Genomic DNA, 12,827 nt, shown 5'->3' with positions numbered 1-12,827 from the left:
CGCAATTACCCAATAATTTGTTCAACTGATAAGCCGCGCTTTGCAGCTATTTGGTTGGCATTGTGCATTCCTGTAAGCCCATCAATAGTCGCTCTAACTACGTTAATAGGATTACTCGTACCAATACATTTAGCCAATACGTTATGTACGCCTACAACTTCAAATACAGCTCTCATAGCGCCACCAGCAATAATACCAGTACCTTCAGAGGCTGGCTGCATGTAAACTTTTGCCGCTCCAGTTGAAGACATAATAGGATACTGCAAAGTATCACCTTTTAACGAAACCTTACGCATGTTTTTTCGTGCTTGCTCAAGAGACTTTTGTATTGCTATAGGTACTTCACGCGCTTTACTGACGCCGTAACCTACACGCCCTTCACCATCACCAACAACAGTTAATGCAGTGAAACCAAAAACCCTACCGCCTTTTACCACTTTTGCAACACGTCTTACAGAAACCAATTTTTCTTGCAATCCGTCTGTACTACCTTGAGAAGGTGCTGTAGCCATTCTATACCCCTAAAATTTTAATCCGGCTTCACGTGCAGCATCAGCTAATGCTTTAACACGACCATGGTATTTAAATCCTGAACGATCAAAAGCAACTTCTGTGATTCCAGCAGCAATAGCTTTCTGAGCAATATATTTCCCTACTTCAGTAGCAGCTTCGATATTCCCTGTATTTTTTAGAGCTAATCTAATTTCTGACTGAGTAGTTGAAGCGCTAGCCAATGTAGTTGTTCCATCTCCACTTATAACTTGAGCATATATGTGCTGTGAAGTTTTATGAATGGACAAACGGGTTGTATTTAATTTCTTAATCTTGCTACGCAATTTTAATGCGCGCTTTAAACGAGACTGTTTCTTTTCCATCACGCTACCTTACTTCTTCTTAGCTTCTTTTCTAACAACATGCTCTTCAGTATATCTAACACCTTTGCCTTTATAAGGTTCAGGTGGGCGATATGCTCTGATTTTTGCCGCTACCTGACCAACTTGCTGTTTATCACTTCCCTTAACTACAATTTCAGTTTGAGTAGGTGTTTCAACCGTAATGCCTGCAGGTACTTCAAAGTCTACTGGATGAGAAAAACCAAGTGCTAGATTGAGGATATTCCCTTTTGCTTGTGCCCTGTAACCTACACCAATCAATGTAAGTTTCTTTTCGAATCCTGCAGATACACCTGTAACCATGTTGTTTACGATTGCCCTAGCAGTTCCAGCTTGAGCAGTAGCTAATTTATTATCTTTATCCCATTGCATTTGAATTACATTATCTGCAATATGTATGCTTATTGATGGGTTAAAATCGTATGATAATTGACCTTTACTTCCTTTTACGGTCATATTATTACCATCTAGTTTTATATCTACACCGCTAGGGATAGTAACTGGAGCTTTAGCAATTCTTGACATAAACTGGCCTACAATTAACAAACAGTGCAAATAACTTCGCCGCCATGTCCAATCGCACGAGCCGCTCTATCTGTCATAACACCGTTTGATGTTGAAACAATAGCAATACCTAACCCGCCGAGAACTTTCGGCAATTCGTCTTTAGATTTATAAATGCGTAAACCAGGCTTACTAATTCTTTTTAAGCTTTCAATTACTGGCGCACCTTTATAATATTTCAACTCGATAGTCATCTCTGTATGACTGCCGTTTGTTTCAGTGCTAAAGTCTGTAATATAACCTTCTTCTTTCAACACTTTTGCAATTGATACTTTTAATTTTGACGAAGGTTGTTTAATGGTTCTTTTACCAGCAGATTGCCCATTTCTAATGCGGGTCAACATATCTGCTACTGGGTCTGTCATACTCATTTTCTATTTCTCCAACTTAACTAACAGATATTACCAACTCGCCTTCACAACACCGGGAACATCACCCCGCATGGTTGCTTCTCTTAACTTATTTCGGCTAAGACCGAACTTGCGATAATACCCATGAGGACGTCCAGTTAAATTACAACGGTTACGTACTCTCGTTACGCTGGAATCTCTTGGTAATTTTTGAAGTTGCAAATGAGCAGACTCTTTATCTTCGTATGAAGCGTTTGGATCTCTGATAATTTCTTTCAAAGATTTACGTTTAGCATCATACTTTTGCACTAATTTCTTACGCTTGTCTTCACGCGCAATCATTGACTTTTTTGCCATGTTAAAATCGCCCTTTAGTTCTTAAATGGAAAATTAAAAAGCTTTAACAAAGCCAAACCTTCTTCATTAGTTTGAGCTGTTGTTGTGATAGTAATATCCATACCACGCAAAGCGTCTATCTTATCATAATCAATTTCAGGAAAAATGATCTGCTCTTTGACGCCCATTGAATAATTACCACGCCCATCAAAGCTTTTAGGGCTTAATCCACGAAAATCTCGAATTCGAGGAATAGATATAGTGATTAAACGATCTAAAAATTCGTACATTCTATCGCTACGTAAAGTCACTTTACAACCGATAGGCATATCATCACGAATTTTAAAACCAGCAATTGATTTTCTTGCCAAGGTAATAACCGGTTTTTGACCGGAGATCTTTTCCATATCGCTAACAGCAGATTGCAGGATCTTTTTATCCGCAACGGCACCGCCAACCCCCATATTGAGTGTTATTTTTGTCAGACGCGGAGCTTGCATTACGGATTTATAGCCGAACTGCTCTATTAGTGCCGGAAGGATTCTTTCTTTGTATTCGGTTTCTAGTCTAGCCATGATTTTATCTACACCTTACACATCAACAACTTCGTTTGTTGACTTAAAATATCTGACTTTCTTTCCATCTTCTAGAAACTTAAAGCCGACACGATCTGCTTTTTTAGTTTCAGGATTATATAGTCCGACATTGGAAATATTGATAGGCATATCCTTGACTATAATTCCACCTGAAATACCTGCATTTGGATTAGGTCTTTGGTTTTTTTTGACCTGATTGATTCCTTCAATCAAAACTTTATTGTCTTTTAAAACCTTTAAAACTCTACCGCTCTTACCTTTATCCTTACCAGTGCGAACGATAACTTCATCACCTTGTTTAATTTTTTGCATTTTTCAACCCTACCTTATAATACTTCAGGAGCAAGTGAGATAATTTTCATGAATTTCTCACCTCTTAGCTCACGTGTTACAGGGCCAAAAATACGTGTACCAAGTGGCTGTAAATTGTTATTCAGAATAACTGCCGCATTTCCATCGAATCTAATTACCGATCCATCTGGACGACGCACACCTTTACGGGTTCTAACGACTAAAGCATTATAAACTTCGCCTTTTTTTACTCTTCCACGAGGAATAGCATCTTTAATACTGACTTTGATAATGTCACCAATGCCAGCATAACGTCTATGCGAACCCCCTAATACTTTGATACACATGACCCTTTTTGCGCCACTGTTGTCGGCGACGTCAAGGTTAGTTTGCATCTGAATCATGATTTATTCCCAATTATCTGAATATTAAATAGCTTGCGTACTATTTGTTAGCACTTTCTAAGACTTCGACTAATCTAAAAGTTTTATTCTTAGACATAGGTCTGCATGATGTAATTGATACTACATCGCCTTCCTGACAAATATTTTGTTCATCGTGAGCCATCATTTTAGTTGATCGTTTAACATATTTACCATATACAGGATGCTTAACGATCCGCTCAACTAAAACCGTAATAGTTTTATCCATTTTATTACTAACAACCCGACCGGTGATTGTCCGTAACTTGGTTGCATTTTCGCTCATATTCATGCGCTCGCCATTTCATTTAATATAGTTTGAATACGTGCCACATCGCGTCTAACCTTTTTCACTTGATCAGGCTTTGACAACTGACCTGTTCCTTTTTGCATTCTAAGGTTAAATTGCTCACGCGACAGATCGAGCAACATAGCTCCTAACTCGTCTTTTGATTTTTGGCGTAGTTCACTTGCTTTCATTACATTATCGTCCGAACAGTAAAAGTTGTTTTTAAAGGTAACTTAGCTGCAGCTAAAGCAAAAGCTTCCCGAGCCAACTCTTCAGAAACACCCTGTATCTCGTACAACATTGTTCCTGGTCTGACTTGAGCAACCCAGTATTCTACACTACCTTTACCTTTTCCCATACGAACTTCTAAAGGTTTTTTAGTAATGGGCTTATCAGGAAAAATTCTTATCCAGATTTTACCACCACGTTTAACATGCCTTGTAATCGTTCTACGAGCTGATTCAATTTGCCGGGCTGTAAGTCTACCACGACTAATTGACTTAAGACCATATTCACCAAAACTTACCGACGATCCACGTACGGCAGTACCGTTATTTCTGCCTTTAAATTGTTTACGGAATTTTGTTCTTTTAGGTTGAAGCATTTCTTTATCCCTTCAACTATTTTTTAGATTCTGAATTAATAGAAGCAATATGCGCATCCATATCAAATACTTCACCTTTAAAAATCCACACTTTAATGCCGATAATTCCATAGGTAGTATTTGCTTCCGCAGTAGCATAATCAATATCTGCTCTTAAGGTATGCAAAGGTACTCGCCCCTCTCTATACCATTCGCTTCTGGCAATTTCAGCACCATTTAAACGACCACCAACATTAATTTTTATACCTTCAGCACCTAAACGCATAGTATTGGTTACCGCACGCTTCATTGCTCTACGATACATGATGCGTTTTTCTAATTGCTGAGCAATACTTTCTGCTACTAATTGCGCGTCTAATTCAGGTTTTCTAATCTCTTCAACATTAAGTTGAACAGGAATACCTATCATCTGAGATATCTCTTGTCTCAGAACATCAATATCCTCTCCCTTTTTACCAATAACAATGCCTGGACGTGCAGTGTGAACGGTAATATGAGCATTATTTGCGGGACGATTAATTTGAATTCGACTTACAGAAGCATGAGCTAGTTTTTTCTTGATAAAGTCCCGAACCGTTAGATCTTGATGCAGGAAAACAGAATAGTCCTGGCTATTTGCGTACCATCTTGAATTCCAATCTTTAACAATACCAAGGCGTATGCCTGTTGGATGTACTTTTTGACCCATTTTTAGCCTCTACTCGTTCTCTGCGACTTTAATCGTAATATGGCAGGTTCTTTTAAGGATATGATTTGCACGTCCTTTAGCTCTTGCCTTAAATCTTTTCATTGTCGGCCCTTCATTTACATAAACGGTAGACACTCTTAATTCATCAATATCTGCACTCTCATTATGCTCTGCATTAGCTATGGCAGACTCCAAAACTTTTTTGACAATCGCCGCACCTTTTTTTGAACTGAACTTTAAAGTATTCAGAGCTTTTTCAACCGGCATACCGCGAATTTGATCACCTACTAAGCGAGCTTTTTGCGCAGATAAAGGCGCATTACTTAATCTTGCTGAAATTTCCATCACAACCTACCTAGATTTCTTATCAGCCACATGGCCTTTGTAAGTACGAGTTGGCGCAAACTCACCTAATTTATGTCCGACCATATTCTCTGAAATGAGAACTGGAATGTGCAGCCGCCCATTATGGATTGCAATAGTTAAGCCCAGCATATCTGGAATAATCATTGATCTTCTTGACCATGTTTTAATCGGTTTCCGATTATTGCTACTTACAGCATCTTCAACTTTTTTAAGTAGATGATGATCAATAAAAGGACCTTTTTTAATTGAACGCGGCACGCTAATTCCTCTCTATTTCTGCTTACGTCGTCTGACAATCATATTATCAGTACGTTTGTTTTTTCTCGTTTTATATCCCTTGGTTGGCATACCCCAAGGAGATACCGGATGTCTACCACCAGAGGTACGACCTTCACCACCACCATGCGGATGGTCTACAGGGTTCATGGCAACACCACGAACAGTAGGACGAACTCCTCGCCATCTGGAAGCACCTGCTTTTCCAAGTGAAGCTAAGTTATGTTCGGAATTCGATACTTCACCAATTACAGCCCGACAATCAGCCATAACTTTACGCATTTCGCCTGAACGCAATCTAATTGTTGCATGAATGCCATCTCTAGCCACTAACTGGACTGATGTTCCGGCACTTCTAGCTATTTGAGCACCTTTACCAGGCTTTAATTCCACACAGTGGACTGTTGTACCCATTGGTATATTTCTCAATGGCATACAGTTTCCCGGCTTAACAGCAGCAGTCTCAGAAGAAAGTATTTCCTGCCCAACTTCAAGGCCTTTAGGCGCGATAATGTATCTACGCTCGCCATCCTTAAACAAAACTAGAGCAATATTTGCTGTTCTGTTTGGATCATACTCTAGACGCTCAACAACAGCAGGAATATCTGTTTTATTCCTTTTAAAATCAATAATACGGTAGTGTTGTTTATGACCACCACCTACATGACGTGTTGTTATACGCCCTTTATTATTACGACCGCCACTTTTGCTATTTTTACTCAGCAAAGGCGCAAATGGTTTGCCTTTATGTAATTCGTCGTTCTTAATACGCACTACAAACCGTGAACCCGGTGACGTCGGTTTTGACTTTACAATCGCCATGCTTTCTACCGTTTCCTATTGATCTTCATTACTTTAATTAAATTAAGCAGCAGAGAAATCTATATCATGACCTGGCTTAAGCTTAACATAAGCTTTTTTCCAATCAGACCTCTGTCCTAATGAACGGCCAAATCTTTTCTGTTTGCCTTTAACGTTTAAAACTTGAACTGAGTCAACTTCAACATTAAACATAATTTCTACTGCATCTTTGACTTGCTTTTTAGTTGCAACTTTTTGCACTTTAAAAACAAATCTTTTATTTTTTTCAGCGGCAATAGTGCTTTTCTCAGATATTACTGGAGCCTGAAGCACACTTGCCAGATGGTATTTATTTAAACTCATGCTAAGCGCTCCTCTATTTGTTTCAACGCAGCTGGCGTGGCAATAACCTTATCAGCCGAAACCAATAGAACGGGGCTCAAATTAATCGATTCGACCACTTCAACATAAGGAATGTTTCTAGATGCCAGCGCCAAATTTTCATCCACGCTATCAACAACAATCAAAATTCGTTTAGCGTCAACATTTTTCAGCTTTTCTGCCAACTCTTTGGTTTTTGTAGTTTTAGGTAAGATGTCATTACTAACAACCAAACGATCTTGTCTTAATAGTTCAGACAAAATAGATCGGATCCCAACTCTAAACATTTTCTTGTTGAGCTTCTGCTCGTAAGATCTAGGCCTTGCTGCAAAAGTAACACCACCTGTTCGCCAAATAGGGCTACGCATTGTACCAGATCTAGCACGACCTGTCCCTTTTTGTCGCCATGGTTTTGTACCACCACCACTGACATCGGAACGTGTTTTCTGTGCTTTAGTACCAGCACGGGCTCCCGCCAAATATCTGGTTACTAACTGATGAACCAATGTTTCATTAAAAGACTGTCCAAAAACCGCTTCCGCTACTTCTACTTTTCCGGCAGAGTCTTTTTCGTTTATAGCAGGTATTTGCATACTCATGGCTTAACCTTTATTTCGCATTTTCATTGCGGGTGTAATAACTACATCGCCACCCTTAGCACCAGGCACAGCGCCTTTTACCAAGATTAAATTTCTTGCTGTATCAATTGAATGAATAGTCAGGTTCTGAACTGTAACTTTTTCAGCTCCCATATGACCCTCCATTTTTTTACCTTTAAATACACGGCCAGGCGTTTGATTCATACCTATAGAACCCAACACCCTATGTGAGCGCGAGTTACCATGGGTAGCATCTTGCATACTAAAATTATGACGTTTTACGCCACCAGCAAAGCCTTTACCGATGCTTTTGCCCTGAACATCAACAATTTGACCTTCAGAAAATATATCCAACGATAATTCGGAACCGGCAGATAAGCCTTCGCCTTCACCATCTTCGAGTCTAAATTCCCAAAGACCTCGACCCGCTGTCACATTAGCCGCTGCATAATGACCAGCCATTGCTTTATTGACTCTTGAAGATTTTTTATCGCCCGCCGATACTTGAATCGACCGATAACCATCTACCTCAGGACTTTTAACCTGAGTGACTCTGTTTGAGTCAATCTGGATAACAGTAACAGGTACTGATGAACCATCTTCACAAAAAACTCTGGTCATACCACATTTACGACCTATAAGACCTATTGACATCTGCCAATTCCTCTACTTTTAATTCAACTTTATTTGAACGTCAACGCCAGCTGCAAGATCCAGTTTCATCAGTGCATCCACTGTTTTTTCAGTTGGCTCAACGATATCCAGTAATCTTTTGTATGTTCTTAATTCATACTGGTCTCTTGCATCTTTATTTACATGCGGAGAGATCAAAATCGTAAAACGCTCTTTTTTAGTAGGCAAAGGAATAGGACCCTTTATTTGGGCACCTGTTCTCTTTGCAGTTTCTACTATCTCACTAGCCGATTGATCTATCAATTTATGATCGAATGATTTCAAACGGATTCTGATAGTTTGGTTAGACATATATATTACTCAATAATTGATGAAACAACGCCTGCACCGACGGTACGACCGCCTTCGCGAATGGCAAAACGCAAGCCTTCTTCCATTGCGATCGGTGAAATCAGCTTGACTTCTACGGCAATATTATCGCCAGGCATGACCATTTCCACACCTTCCGGCAAAGTTACCGCACCAGTCACGTCGGTAGTTCTGAAATAAAACTGAGGACGGTAACCATTAAAGAATGGCGTATGACGACCACCTTCATCCTTCGACAAGACGTAGATTTCTGATTTAAAGTACGAATGTGGCTTGATAGTGCCTTTATGCGCCAATACTTGACCGCGCTCAACTTCGTCTCTTTTGGTACCTCTCAACAGCACGCCAACGTTATCACCCGCCTGCCCTTGATCCAGCAGTTTGCGGAACATCTCAACACCGGTACAAGTAGTGACTACAGTAGGCCGAATACCGACAATCTCAACTTCCTGGCCAACTTTGATAATACCGCGCTCAACACGACCGGTTACTACCGTACCACGGCCTGAGATTGAGAACACATCTTCGATTGGCATCAGGAATGCCCCATCAACTGCTCTTTCGGGCTCAGGAATGTAGCTATCCAACGCTTCTACCAGCCTGACCACAGACGGCACACCAATATCGCTGGTGTCACCCTCCAACGCTTTTAACGCTGAACCGACAATAATTGGCGTTTCGTCTCCGGGGAATTCATACATATCCAACAATTCCCGAATTTCCATTTCAACCAGTTCGATCAATTCCGCGTCATCGACCATATCCGCTTTATTCAGAAAGACCACGATGTAAGGCACACCAACCTGTCTGGACAACAGAATGTGCTCTCTTGTTTGCGGCATTGGACCGTCCGCAGCCGAACAAACCAGAATAGCGCCATCCATCTGCGCTGCACCGGTAATCATGTTTTTTACATAGTCAGCATGGCCTGGGCAGTCCACGTGCGCATAGTGACGTGTTGCTGATTCATATTCTACGTGCGAAGTGGCGATAGTAATACCGCGCGCTCTTTCTTCAGGTGCATTATCAATTTGATCAAAGGCTTTGGCTTCCCCACCTTGCAGTTCAGCCATTACTTTAGTCAATGCGGCTGTCAGTGTCGTTTTGCCATGGTCAACGTGACCGATGGTGCCTACGTTTACGTGTGGCTTACTACGTGTAAATTTTTCTTTAGCCATGAGTTAATACCTTTATGTTATATTCAATTTTATGAAGATTTTTTAATAATCGCTTCCGCAATATTTGCAGGCGCTTCATTGTATTTTTCAAACTGCATACTGTATGTAGCCCGCCCCTGCGTTGCTGAACGCAAATCAGTTGCATATCCAAACATTTCTGCTAATGGCACTTCGCAACTAACTGTTTTACCTGATGGAGTATCTTCCATGCCTTGGATCACCCCTCGACGTCTATTGATATCACCGACAACGTCACCCATATACTCTTCAGGGGTAACAACCTCAACTTTCATTATCGGCTCAAGCAACACAGGATTTGCTTTTCGCGCCCCTTCTCTAAAACACATTGAACCAGCAATTTTGAAAGCTATTTCGTTCGAATCGACATCATGATACGAACCATCAAATAAAGACACCTTTACATCAACAACAGGGAAACCAGCAAGAACGCCACTTTTCAACTGTTCTTGTACACCCTTATCTACCGCAGGAATGTATTCCTTAGGAACAACTCCACCAACAATTTCGTTAACGAATTCATAGCCTGAACCAATTTCTTTTGGCTCAATACGCAACCAGACATGGCCATACTGCCCTCTACCGCCTGATTGCCTTACAAATTTGCCTTCCTGTTCTACAGTGCTACGGATTGTTTCCCGATATGCAACCTGAGGAGCGCCTACATTAGCTTCGACATTAAATTCCCTCTTCATTCGATCAACAATAATCTCCAGGTGGAGTTCGCCCATGCCTGAGATAATTGTTTGCCCCGACTCTTCATCAGTATGCACTCGAAACGATGGATCCTCTTGAGCTAATTTGCCTAGCGCAACACCCATCTTTTCCTGATCGGCTTTTGTTTTGGGCTCTACCGCAACCGAGATCACTGGATCTGGAAACTCCATGCGCTCAAGAACAATTTTTTCCTTTAGATCGCATAGAGTATCGCCTGTGGTAACATCTTTCAGACCGATGGCCGCAGCTATATCACCTGCACAGACTTCCTTTACTTCTTCACGGCTATTGGCATGCATTTGCACAATGCGTCCAATTCGTTCTTTTTTCATTTTAACTGAGTTATAAACACTATCTCCGGAATTCAATACACCGGAATAAACCCTGAAAAAAGTCAATGCCCCAACAAATGGGTCGGCCGCTATTTTAAAAGCTAATGCGGCAAAAGGTGCATCATCACTGGCTGGGCGATCTGCCTCAGTTATTTCATCTTCAAGCAATCCTTTTATTGCCTGAACATCTGTTGGCGCTGGCATGTATTCAACAACTGCATCTAACATGGCCTGCACACCTTTATTTTTAAAGGCAGAACCACAAAATGCTGGCACAACCTGATTGGCTATAGTTTGTACACGTATGCCTTGTTTAATTTGTTCGTTTGTTAAAACACCTTCTTCAAGGTATTTTTCCATTAATTCTTCGTTAGCTTCTGCAGCTGCTTCAATCATATGCTCTCTCCACTCTTCACAGAGCTCCTGCATATCAGCTGGGATATCCTTTTCCTGAAAGGTCATACCCATATTGGCTTCGTCCCAATATATTGCTTTCATTTTGACGAGATCAACAACCCCTTCAAAAGCATCTTCAGCTCCGATTGGCAATTGCATAGGCACGGGATTGCTGCCTAAGCGATTTTTGATTTGCTCGATTACTCGTAGAAAATCAGCGCCTGAACGGTCCATCTTATTAACAAAGGCCAACCGAGGCACATTATACTTATTAGCTTGACGCCAAACTGTCTCAGACTGCGGCTCAACACCACCTACAGCACAAAAAACAGCACATGCCCCATCTAAAACACGCAAGGATCGCTCTACTTCAATAGTAAAGTCAACGTGGCCTGGTGTATCAATAATATTAATTCGGTGCTGTGGAAACTGATTTTCCATACCGCTCCAGAAGCAGGTTGTAGCAGCAGAAGTGATTGTTATACCCCGCTCCTGCTCCTGTTCCATCCAATCCATGGTAGCAGCACCGTCATGTACTTCACCTATCTTGTGAGATACACCGGTATAGTACAGCACACGCTCCGTAGTCGTTGTTTTACCAGCATCTATATGAGCCATAATGCCGATATTACGATAACGATCTATAGGTGTCTTGCGCGCCACAACTATACAACCTTAACTAGTTTGCTTATTACCAGCGATAATGAGAGAAAGCTTTGTTTGCTTCTGCCATTCTGTGCGTGTCTTCACGTTTCTTAGCTGCCGCCCCTCTGCTTTCAAAGGCATCCAACAATTCGCCAGCAAGCTTGGCAGACATGCTTCTTTCATTTCTTTTACGGGACGCATCAATTAGCCAACGCATAGCCAAAGCCATACGTCTTGATGGACGCACTTCAACAGGCACTTGGTATGTAGCGCCACCAACACGACGAGATTTAACCTCAACCCGAGGCTGTACATTTTCAAGCGCTTTTGACAGCACCTCTAATGGCTCGGAATGCCCTTTGCTTTCGATCACATCCAAAGCACCATAGACAATCCCTTCTGCAACTGATTTCTTGCCACTCTCCATAATCATATTCATGAATTTAGTCAGCATAACACTGCTAAATCTTGGATCTGGAATAATCTCTCTTTTCGTAGCGACTCTTCTTCTAGACATTTATCTCACCAACCAACGTTTATTTTTTAGGCCGTTTAGTGCCATATTTGGAGCGACCACACTTTCTATTGGTCACACCAGAAGTATCCAAACTACCACGAACAACATGATATCTAACACCGGGCAAATCCTTAACACGACCGCCTCTTATCAAGACCACTGAGTGCTCCTGAAGATTATGTCCCTCACCTCCGATGTAACTGCTAACTTCAGATCCGTTAGTCAGTCTAACCCTAGCCACTTTACGCAACGCCGAGTTTGGTTTTTTAGGGGTTGTGGTATAAACACGCGTGCACACTCCTCTACGCTGAGGACATGCTTCCAATGCAGGAACATTGCTTTTTTCTACTTTTTTAGCGCGCGGCTTACGAACCAATTGGTTGATCGTGGCCATATCTTTGTTTACTCCGATATACAATTAACTGTCAGACAATAAAAATAACCGTCGAACATAAAAAATGTCGACGGTTAATTAACATTTCGACCTGACTCAAGCAGTTAGCTCATGTGAGCAGAATATAATACTTGCTAATATAAGGCAGGTCAAGCTCATTTTACTAATGATT

The 12,827-nt window shown here is 41.2% G+C and carries 23 protein-coding genes; all 23 read right to left on the bottom strand.

The window, feature by feature from the left end; genetic code table 11:
• Positions 1-5 precede the first annotated feature (5 nt).
• From rpsE to rpsL, 23 genes are read right to left on the bottom strand one after another with little or no spacing between them, the layout of a single operon-like run.
• Positions 6-512: a 30S ribosomal protein S5 gene (gene rpsE, locus METLU_RS0119975; protein WP_036243323.1), complete on the bottom strand. Its 507-nt coding sequence runs from the start codon at positions 510-512 to the stop codon at positions 6-8.
• Positions 513-521: 9 nt separating this feature from the next.
• Positions 522-875 (bottom strand): 50S ribosomal protein L18, encoded by a 354-nt coding sequence (gene rplR, locus METLU_RS0119970; RefSeq protein ID WP_027159781.1) that lies wholly within the window; start codon positions 873-875, stop codon positions 522-524.
• A 9-nt stretch (positions 876-884) separates the two neighbouring features.
• Complete coding sequence (gene rplF, locus METLU_RS0119965) at positions 885-1,418, bottom strand: 50S ribosomal protein L6 (RefSeq protein WP_027159780.1); 534 nt, start codon at positions 1,416-1,418, stop codon at positions 885-887.
• Between the two features lie 14 nt (positions 1,419-1,432).
• Complete coding sequence (rpsH, locus tag METLU_RS0119960; protein ID WP_027159779.1) at positions 1,433-1,828, bottom strand: 30S ribosomal protein S8; 396 nt, start codon at positions 1,826-1,828, stop codon at positions 1,433-1,435.
• 30 nt (positions 1,829-1,858) lie between these two features.
• Complete coding sequence (gene rpsN / locus METLU_RS27500; RefSeq protein WP_081679144.1) at positions 1,859-2,164, bottom strand: 30S ribosomal protein S14; 306 nt, start codon at positions 2,162-2,164, stop codon at positions 1,859-1,861.
• A 14-nt stretch (positions 2,165-2,178) separates the two neighbouring features.
• Positions 2,179-2,718, bottom strand: a complete 540-nt coding sequence (rplE, locus tag METLU_RS0119955) for a 50S ribosomal protein L5 (protein ID WP_027159778.1) — start codon at positions 2,716-2,718, stop codon at positions 2,179-2,181.
• Between the two features lie 15 nt (positions 2,719-2,733).
• Entirely contained in the window at positions 2,734-3,051 is a 318-nt protein-coding gene (rplX, locus tag METLU_RS0119950) for a 50S ribosomal protein L24 (RefSeq protein ID WP_027159777.1), read from the bottom strand.
• Between the two features lie 14 nt (positions 3,052-3,065).
• On the bottom strand, positions 3,066-3,434 hold the full coding sequence (gene rplN, locus METLU_RS0119945) for a 50S ribosomal protein L14 (RefSeq protein ID WP_020159215.1): 369 nt from the start codon (positions 3,432-3,434) through the stop codon (positions 3,066-3,068).
• A 40-nt stretch (positions 3,435-3,474) separates the two neighbouring features.
• Positions 3,475-3,738, bottom strand: coding sequence for a 30S ribosomal protein S17 (gene rpsQ, locus METLU_RS0119940; RefSeq protein ID WP_027159776.1), 264 nt, complete (start codon positions 3,736-3,738; stop codon positions 3,475-3,477).
• A 2-nt stretch (positions 3,739-3,740) separates the two neighbouring features.
• The gene (rpmC, locus tag METLU_RS0119935) at positions 3,741-3,932 is read right to left on the bottom strand and encodes a 50S ribosomal protein L29 (protein WP_027159775.1); all 192 of its coding nucleotides are present in this window, start codon (positions 3,930-3,932) and stop codon (positions 3,741-3,743) included.
• A complete protein-coding gene (gene rplP, locus METLU_RS0119930; RefSeq protein WP_027159774.1) occupies positions 3,932-4,345 on the bottom strand; it encodes a 50S ribosomal protein L16 in 414 nt (137 codons plus the stop codon). The genes rpmC and rplP overlap by 1 nt, the downstream gene beginning before the upstream one ends.
• A gap of 16 nt (positions 4,346-4,361) precedes the next feature.
• A complete protein-coding gene (gene rpsC, locus METLU_RS0119925) occupies positions 4,362-5,033 on the bottom strand; it encodes a 30S ribosomal protein S3 (RefSeq protein WP_027159773.1) in 672 nt (223 codons plus the stop codon).
• A 9-nt stretch (positions 5,034-5,042) separates the two neighbouring features.
• Positions 5,043-5,378: a 50S ribosomal protein L22 gene (gene rplV, locus METLU_RS0119920; RefSeq protein ID WP_027159772.1), complete on the bottom strand. Its 336-nt coding sequence runs from the start codon at positions 5,376-5,378 to the stop codon at positions 5,043-5,045.
• Between the two features lie 6 nt (positions 5,379-5,384).
• Complete coding sequence (gene rpsS, locus METLU_RS27495; RefSeq protein ID WP_081679143.1) at positions 5,385-5,657, bottom strand: 30S ribosomal protein S19; 273 nt, start codon at positions 5,655-5,657, stop codon at positions 5,385-5,387.
• Positions 5,658-5,669: 12 nt separating this feature from the next.
• Positions 5,670-6,497, bottom strand: coding sequence for a 50S ribosomal protein L2 (rplB, locus tag METLU_RS0119915; RefSeq protein WP_027159771.1), 828 nt, complete (start codon positions 6,495-6,497; stop codon positions 5,670-5,672).
• A 42-nt stretch (positions 6,498-6,539) separates the two neighbouring features.
• Complete coding sequence (rplW, locus tag METLU_RS0119910; RefSeq protein ID WP_027159770.1) at positions 6,540-6,839, bottom strand: 50S ribosomal protein L23; 300 nt, start codon at positions 6,837-6,839, stop codon at positions 6,540-6,542.
• Positions 6,836-7,456 (bottom strand): 50S ribosomal protein L4, encoded by a 621-nt coding sequence (gene rplD / locus METLU_RS0119905; protein ID WP_027159769.1) that lies wholly within the window; start codon positions 7,454-7,456, stop codon positions 6,836-6,838. The genes rplW and rplD overlap by 4 nt, the downstream gene beginning before the upstream one ends.
• A 3-nt stretch (positions 7,457-7,459) precedes the next feature.
• Entirely contained in the window at positions 7,460-8,110 is a 651-nt protein-coding gene (gene rplC / locus METLU_RS0119900; RefSeq protein ID WP_027159768.1) for a 50S ribosomal protein L3, read from the bottom strand.
• 18 nt (positions 8,111-8,128) lie between these two features.
• Positions 8,129-8,440 (bottom strand): 30S ribosomal protein S10, encoded by a 312-nt coding sequence (rpsJ, locus tag METLU_RS0119895; RefSeq protein WP_027159767.1) that lies wholly within the window; start codon positions 8,438-8,440, stop codon positions 8,129-8,131.
• Positions 8,441-8,445: 5 nt separating this feature from the next.
• Positions 8,446-9,636, bottom strand: coding sequence for an elongation factor Tu (tuf, locus tag METLU_RS0119890; protein WP_027159766.1), 1,191 nt, complete (start codon positions 9,634-9,636; stop codon positions 8,446-8,448).
• 29 nt (positions 9,637-9,665) lie between these two features.
• Complete coding sequence (gene fusA, locus METLU_RS0119885) at positions 9,666-11,762, bottom strand: elongation factor G (RefSeq protein ID WP_027159765.1); 2,097 nt, start codon at positions 11,760-11,762, stop codon at positions 9,666-9,668.
• A gap of 28 nt (positions 11,763-11,790) precedes the next feature.
• A complete protein-coding gene (gene rpsG, locus METLU_RS0119880; protein WP_027159764.1) occupies positions 11,791-12,261 on the bottom strand; it encodes a 30S ribosomal protein S7 in 471 nt (156 codons plus the stop codon).
• A 19-nt stretch (positions 12,262-12,280) separates the two neighbouring features.
• Entirely contained in the window at positions 12,281-12,655 is a 375-nt protein-coding gene (gene rpsL / locus METLU_RS0119875; RefSeq protein WP_027159763.1) for a 30S ribosomal protein S12, read from the bottom strand.
• Positions 12,656-12,827 lie beyond the last annotated feature (172 nt).

Source organism: Methylobacter luteus IMV-B-3098, from assembly GCF_000427625.1.
GTDB classification, from domain to species: Bacteria; Pseudomonadota; Gammaproteobacteria; order Methylococcales; family Methylomonadaceae; genus Methylobacter; species Methylobacter luteus.
The sequence above is the reverse complement of the archived record's forward strand: the minus strand, read 5'-3'. Positions and strand labels throughout refer to the sequence as shown.

Coding starts and splice junctions, on each gene's coding strand:
- rpsC (WP_027159773.1), bottom strand. CDS start 5,033: ATGGGTCAAAAAGTACATCCAACAGGCATACGCCTTGGTATTGTTAAA.
- rplP (WP_027159774.1), bottom strand. CDS start 4,345: ATGCTTCAACCTAAAAGAACAAAATTCCGTAAACAATTTAAAGGCAGA.
- rplB (WP_027159771.1), bottom strand. CDS start 6,497: ATGGCGATTGTAAAGTCAAAACCGACGTCACCGGGTTCACGGTTTGTA.
- rplC (WP_027159768.1), bottom strand. CDS start 8,110: ATGTCAATAGGTCTTATAGGTCGTAAATGTGGTATGACCAGAGTTTTT.
- rplD (WP_027159769.1), bottom strand. CDS start 7,456: ATGAGTATGCAAATACCTGCTATAAACGAAAAAGACTCTGCCGGAAAA.
- rplF (WP_027159780.1), bottom strand. CDS start 1,418: ATGTCAAGAATTGCTAAAGCTCCAGTTACTATCCCTAGCGGTGTAGAT.
- rpsE (WP_036243323.1), bottom strand. CDS start 512: ATGGCTACAGCACCTTCTCAAGGTAGTACAGACGGATTGCAAGAAAAA.
- rplN (WP_020159215.1), bottom strand. CDS start 3,434: ATGATTCAGATGCAAACTAACCTTGACGTCGCCGACAACAGTGGCGCA.
- rpsQ (WP_027159776.1), bottom strand. CDS start 3,738: ATGAGCGAAAATGCAACCAAGTTACGGACAATCACCGGTCGGGTTGTT.
- rpsG (WP_027159764.1), bottom strand. CDS start 12,261: ATGTCTAGAAGAAGAGTCGCTACGAAAAGAGAGATTATTCCAGATCCA.
- rplE (WP_027159778.1), bottom strand. CDS start 2,718: ATGGCTAGACTAGAAACCGAATACAAAGAAAGAATCCTTCCGGCACTA.
- rpsJ (WP_027159767.1), bottom strand. CDS start 8,440: ATGTCTAACCAAACTATCAGAATCCGTTTGAAATCATTCGATCATAAA.
- tuf (WP_027159766.1), bottom strand. CDS start 9,636: ATGGCTAAAGAAAAATTTACACGTAGTAAGCCACACGTAAACGTAGGC.
- rpsH (WP_027159779.1), bottom strand. CDS start 1,828: ATGAGTATGACAGACCCAGTAGCAGATATGTTGACCCGCATTAGAAAT.
- rpmC (WP_027159775.1), bottom strand. CDS start 3,932: ATGAAAGCAAGTGAACTACGCCAAAAATCAAAAGACGAGTTAGGAGCT.
- rpsL (WP_027159763.1), bottom strand. CDS start 12,655: ATGGCCACGATCAACCAATTGGTTCGTAAGCCGCGCGCTAAAAAAGTA.
- rplX (WP_027159777.1), bottom strand. CDS start 3,051: ATGCAAAAAATTAAACAAGGTGATGAAGTTATCGTTCGCACTGGTAAG.
- rpsN (WP_081679144.1), bottom strand. CDS start 2,164: ATGGCAAAAAAGTCAATGATTGCGCGTGAAGACAAGCGTAAGAAATTA.
- rplR (WP_027159781.1), bottom strand. CDS start 875: ATGGAAAAGAAACAGTCTCGTTTAAAGCGCGCATTAAAATTGCGTAGC.
- rplV (WP_027159772.1), bottom strand. CDS start 5,378: ATGGAAATTTCAGCAAGATTAAGTAATGCGCCTTTATCTGCGCAAAAA.
- rplW (WP_027159770.1), bottom strand. CDS start 6,839: ATGAGTTTAAATAAATACCATCTGGCAAGTGTGCTTCAGGCTCCAGTA.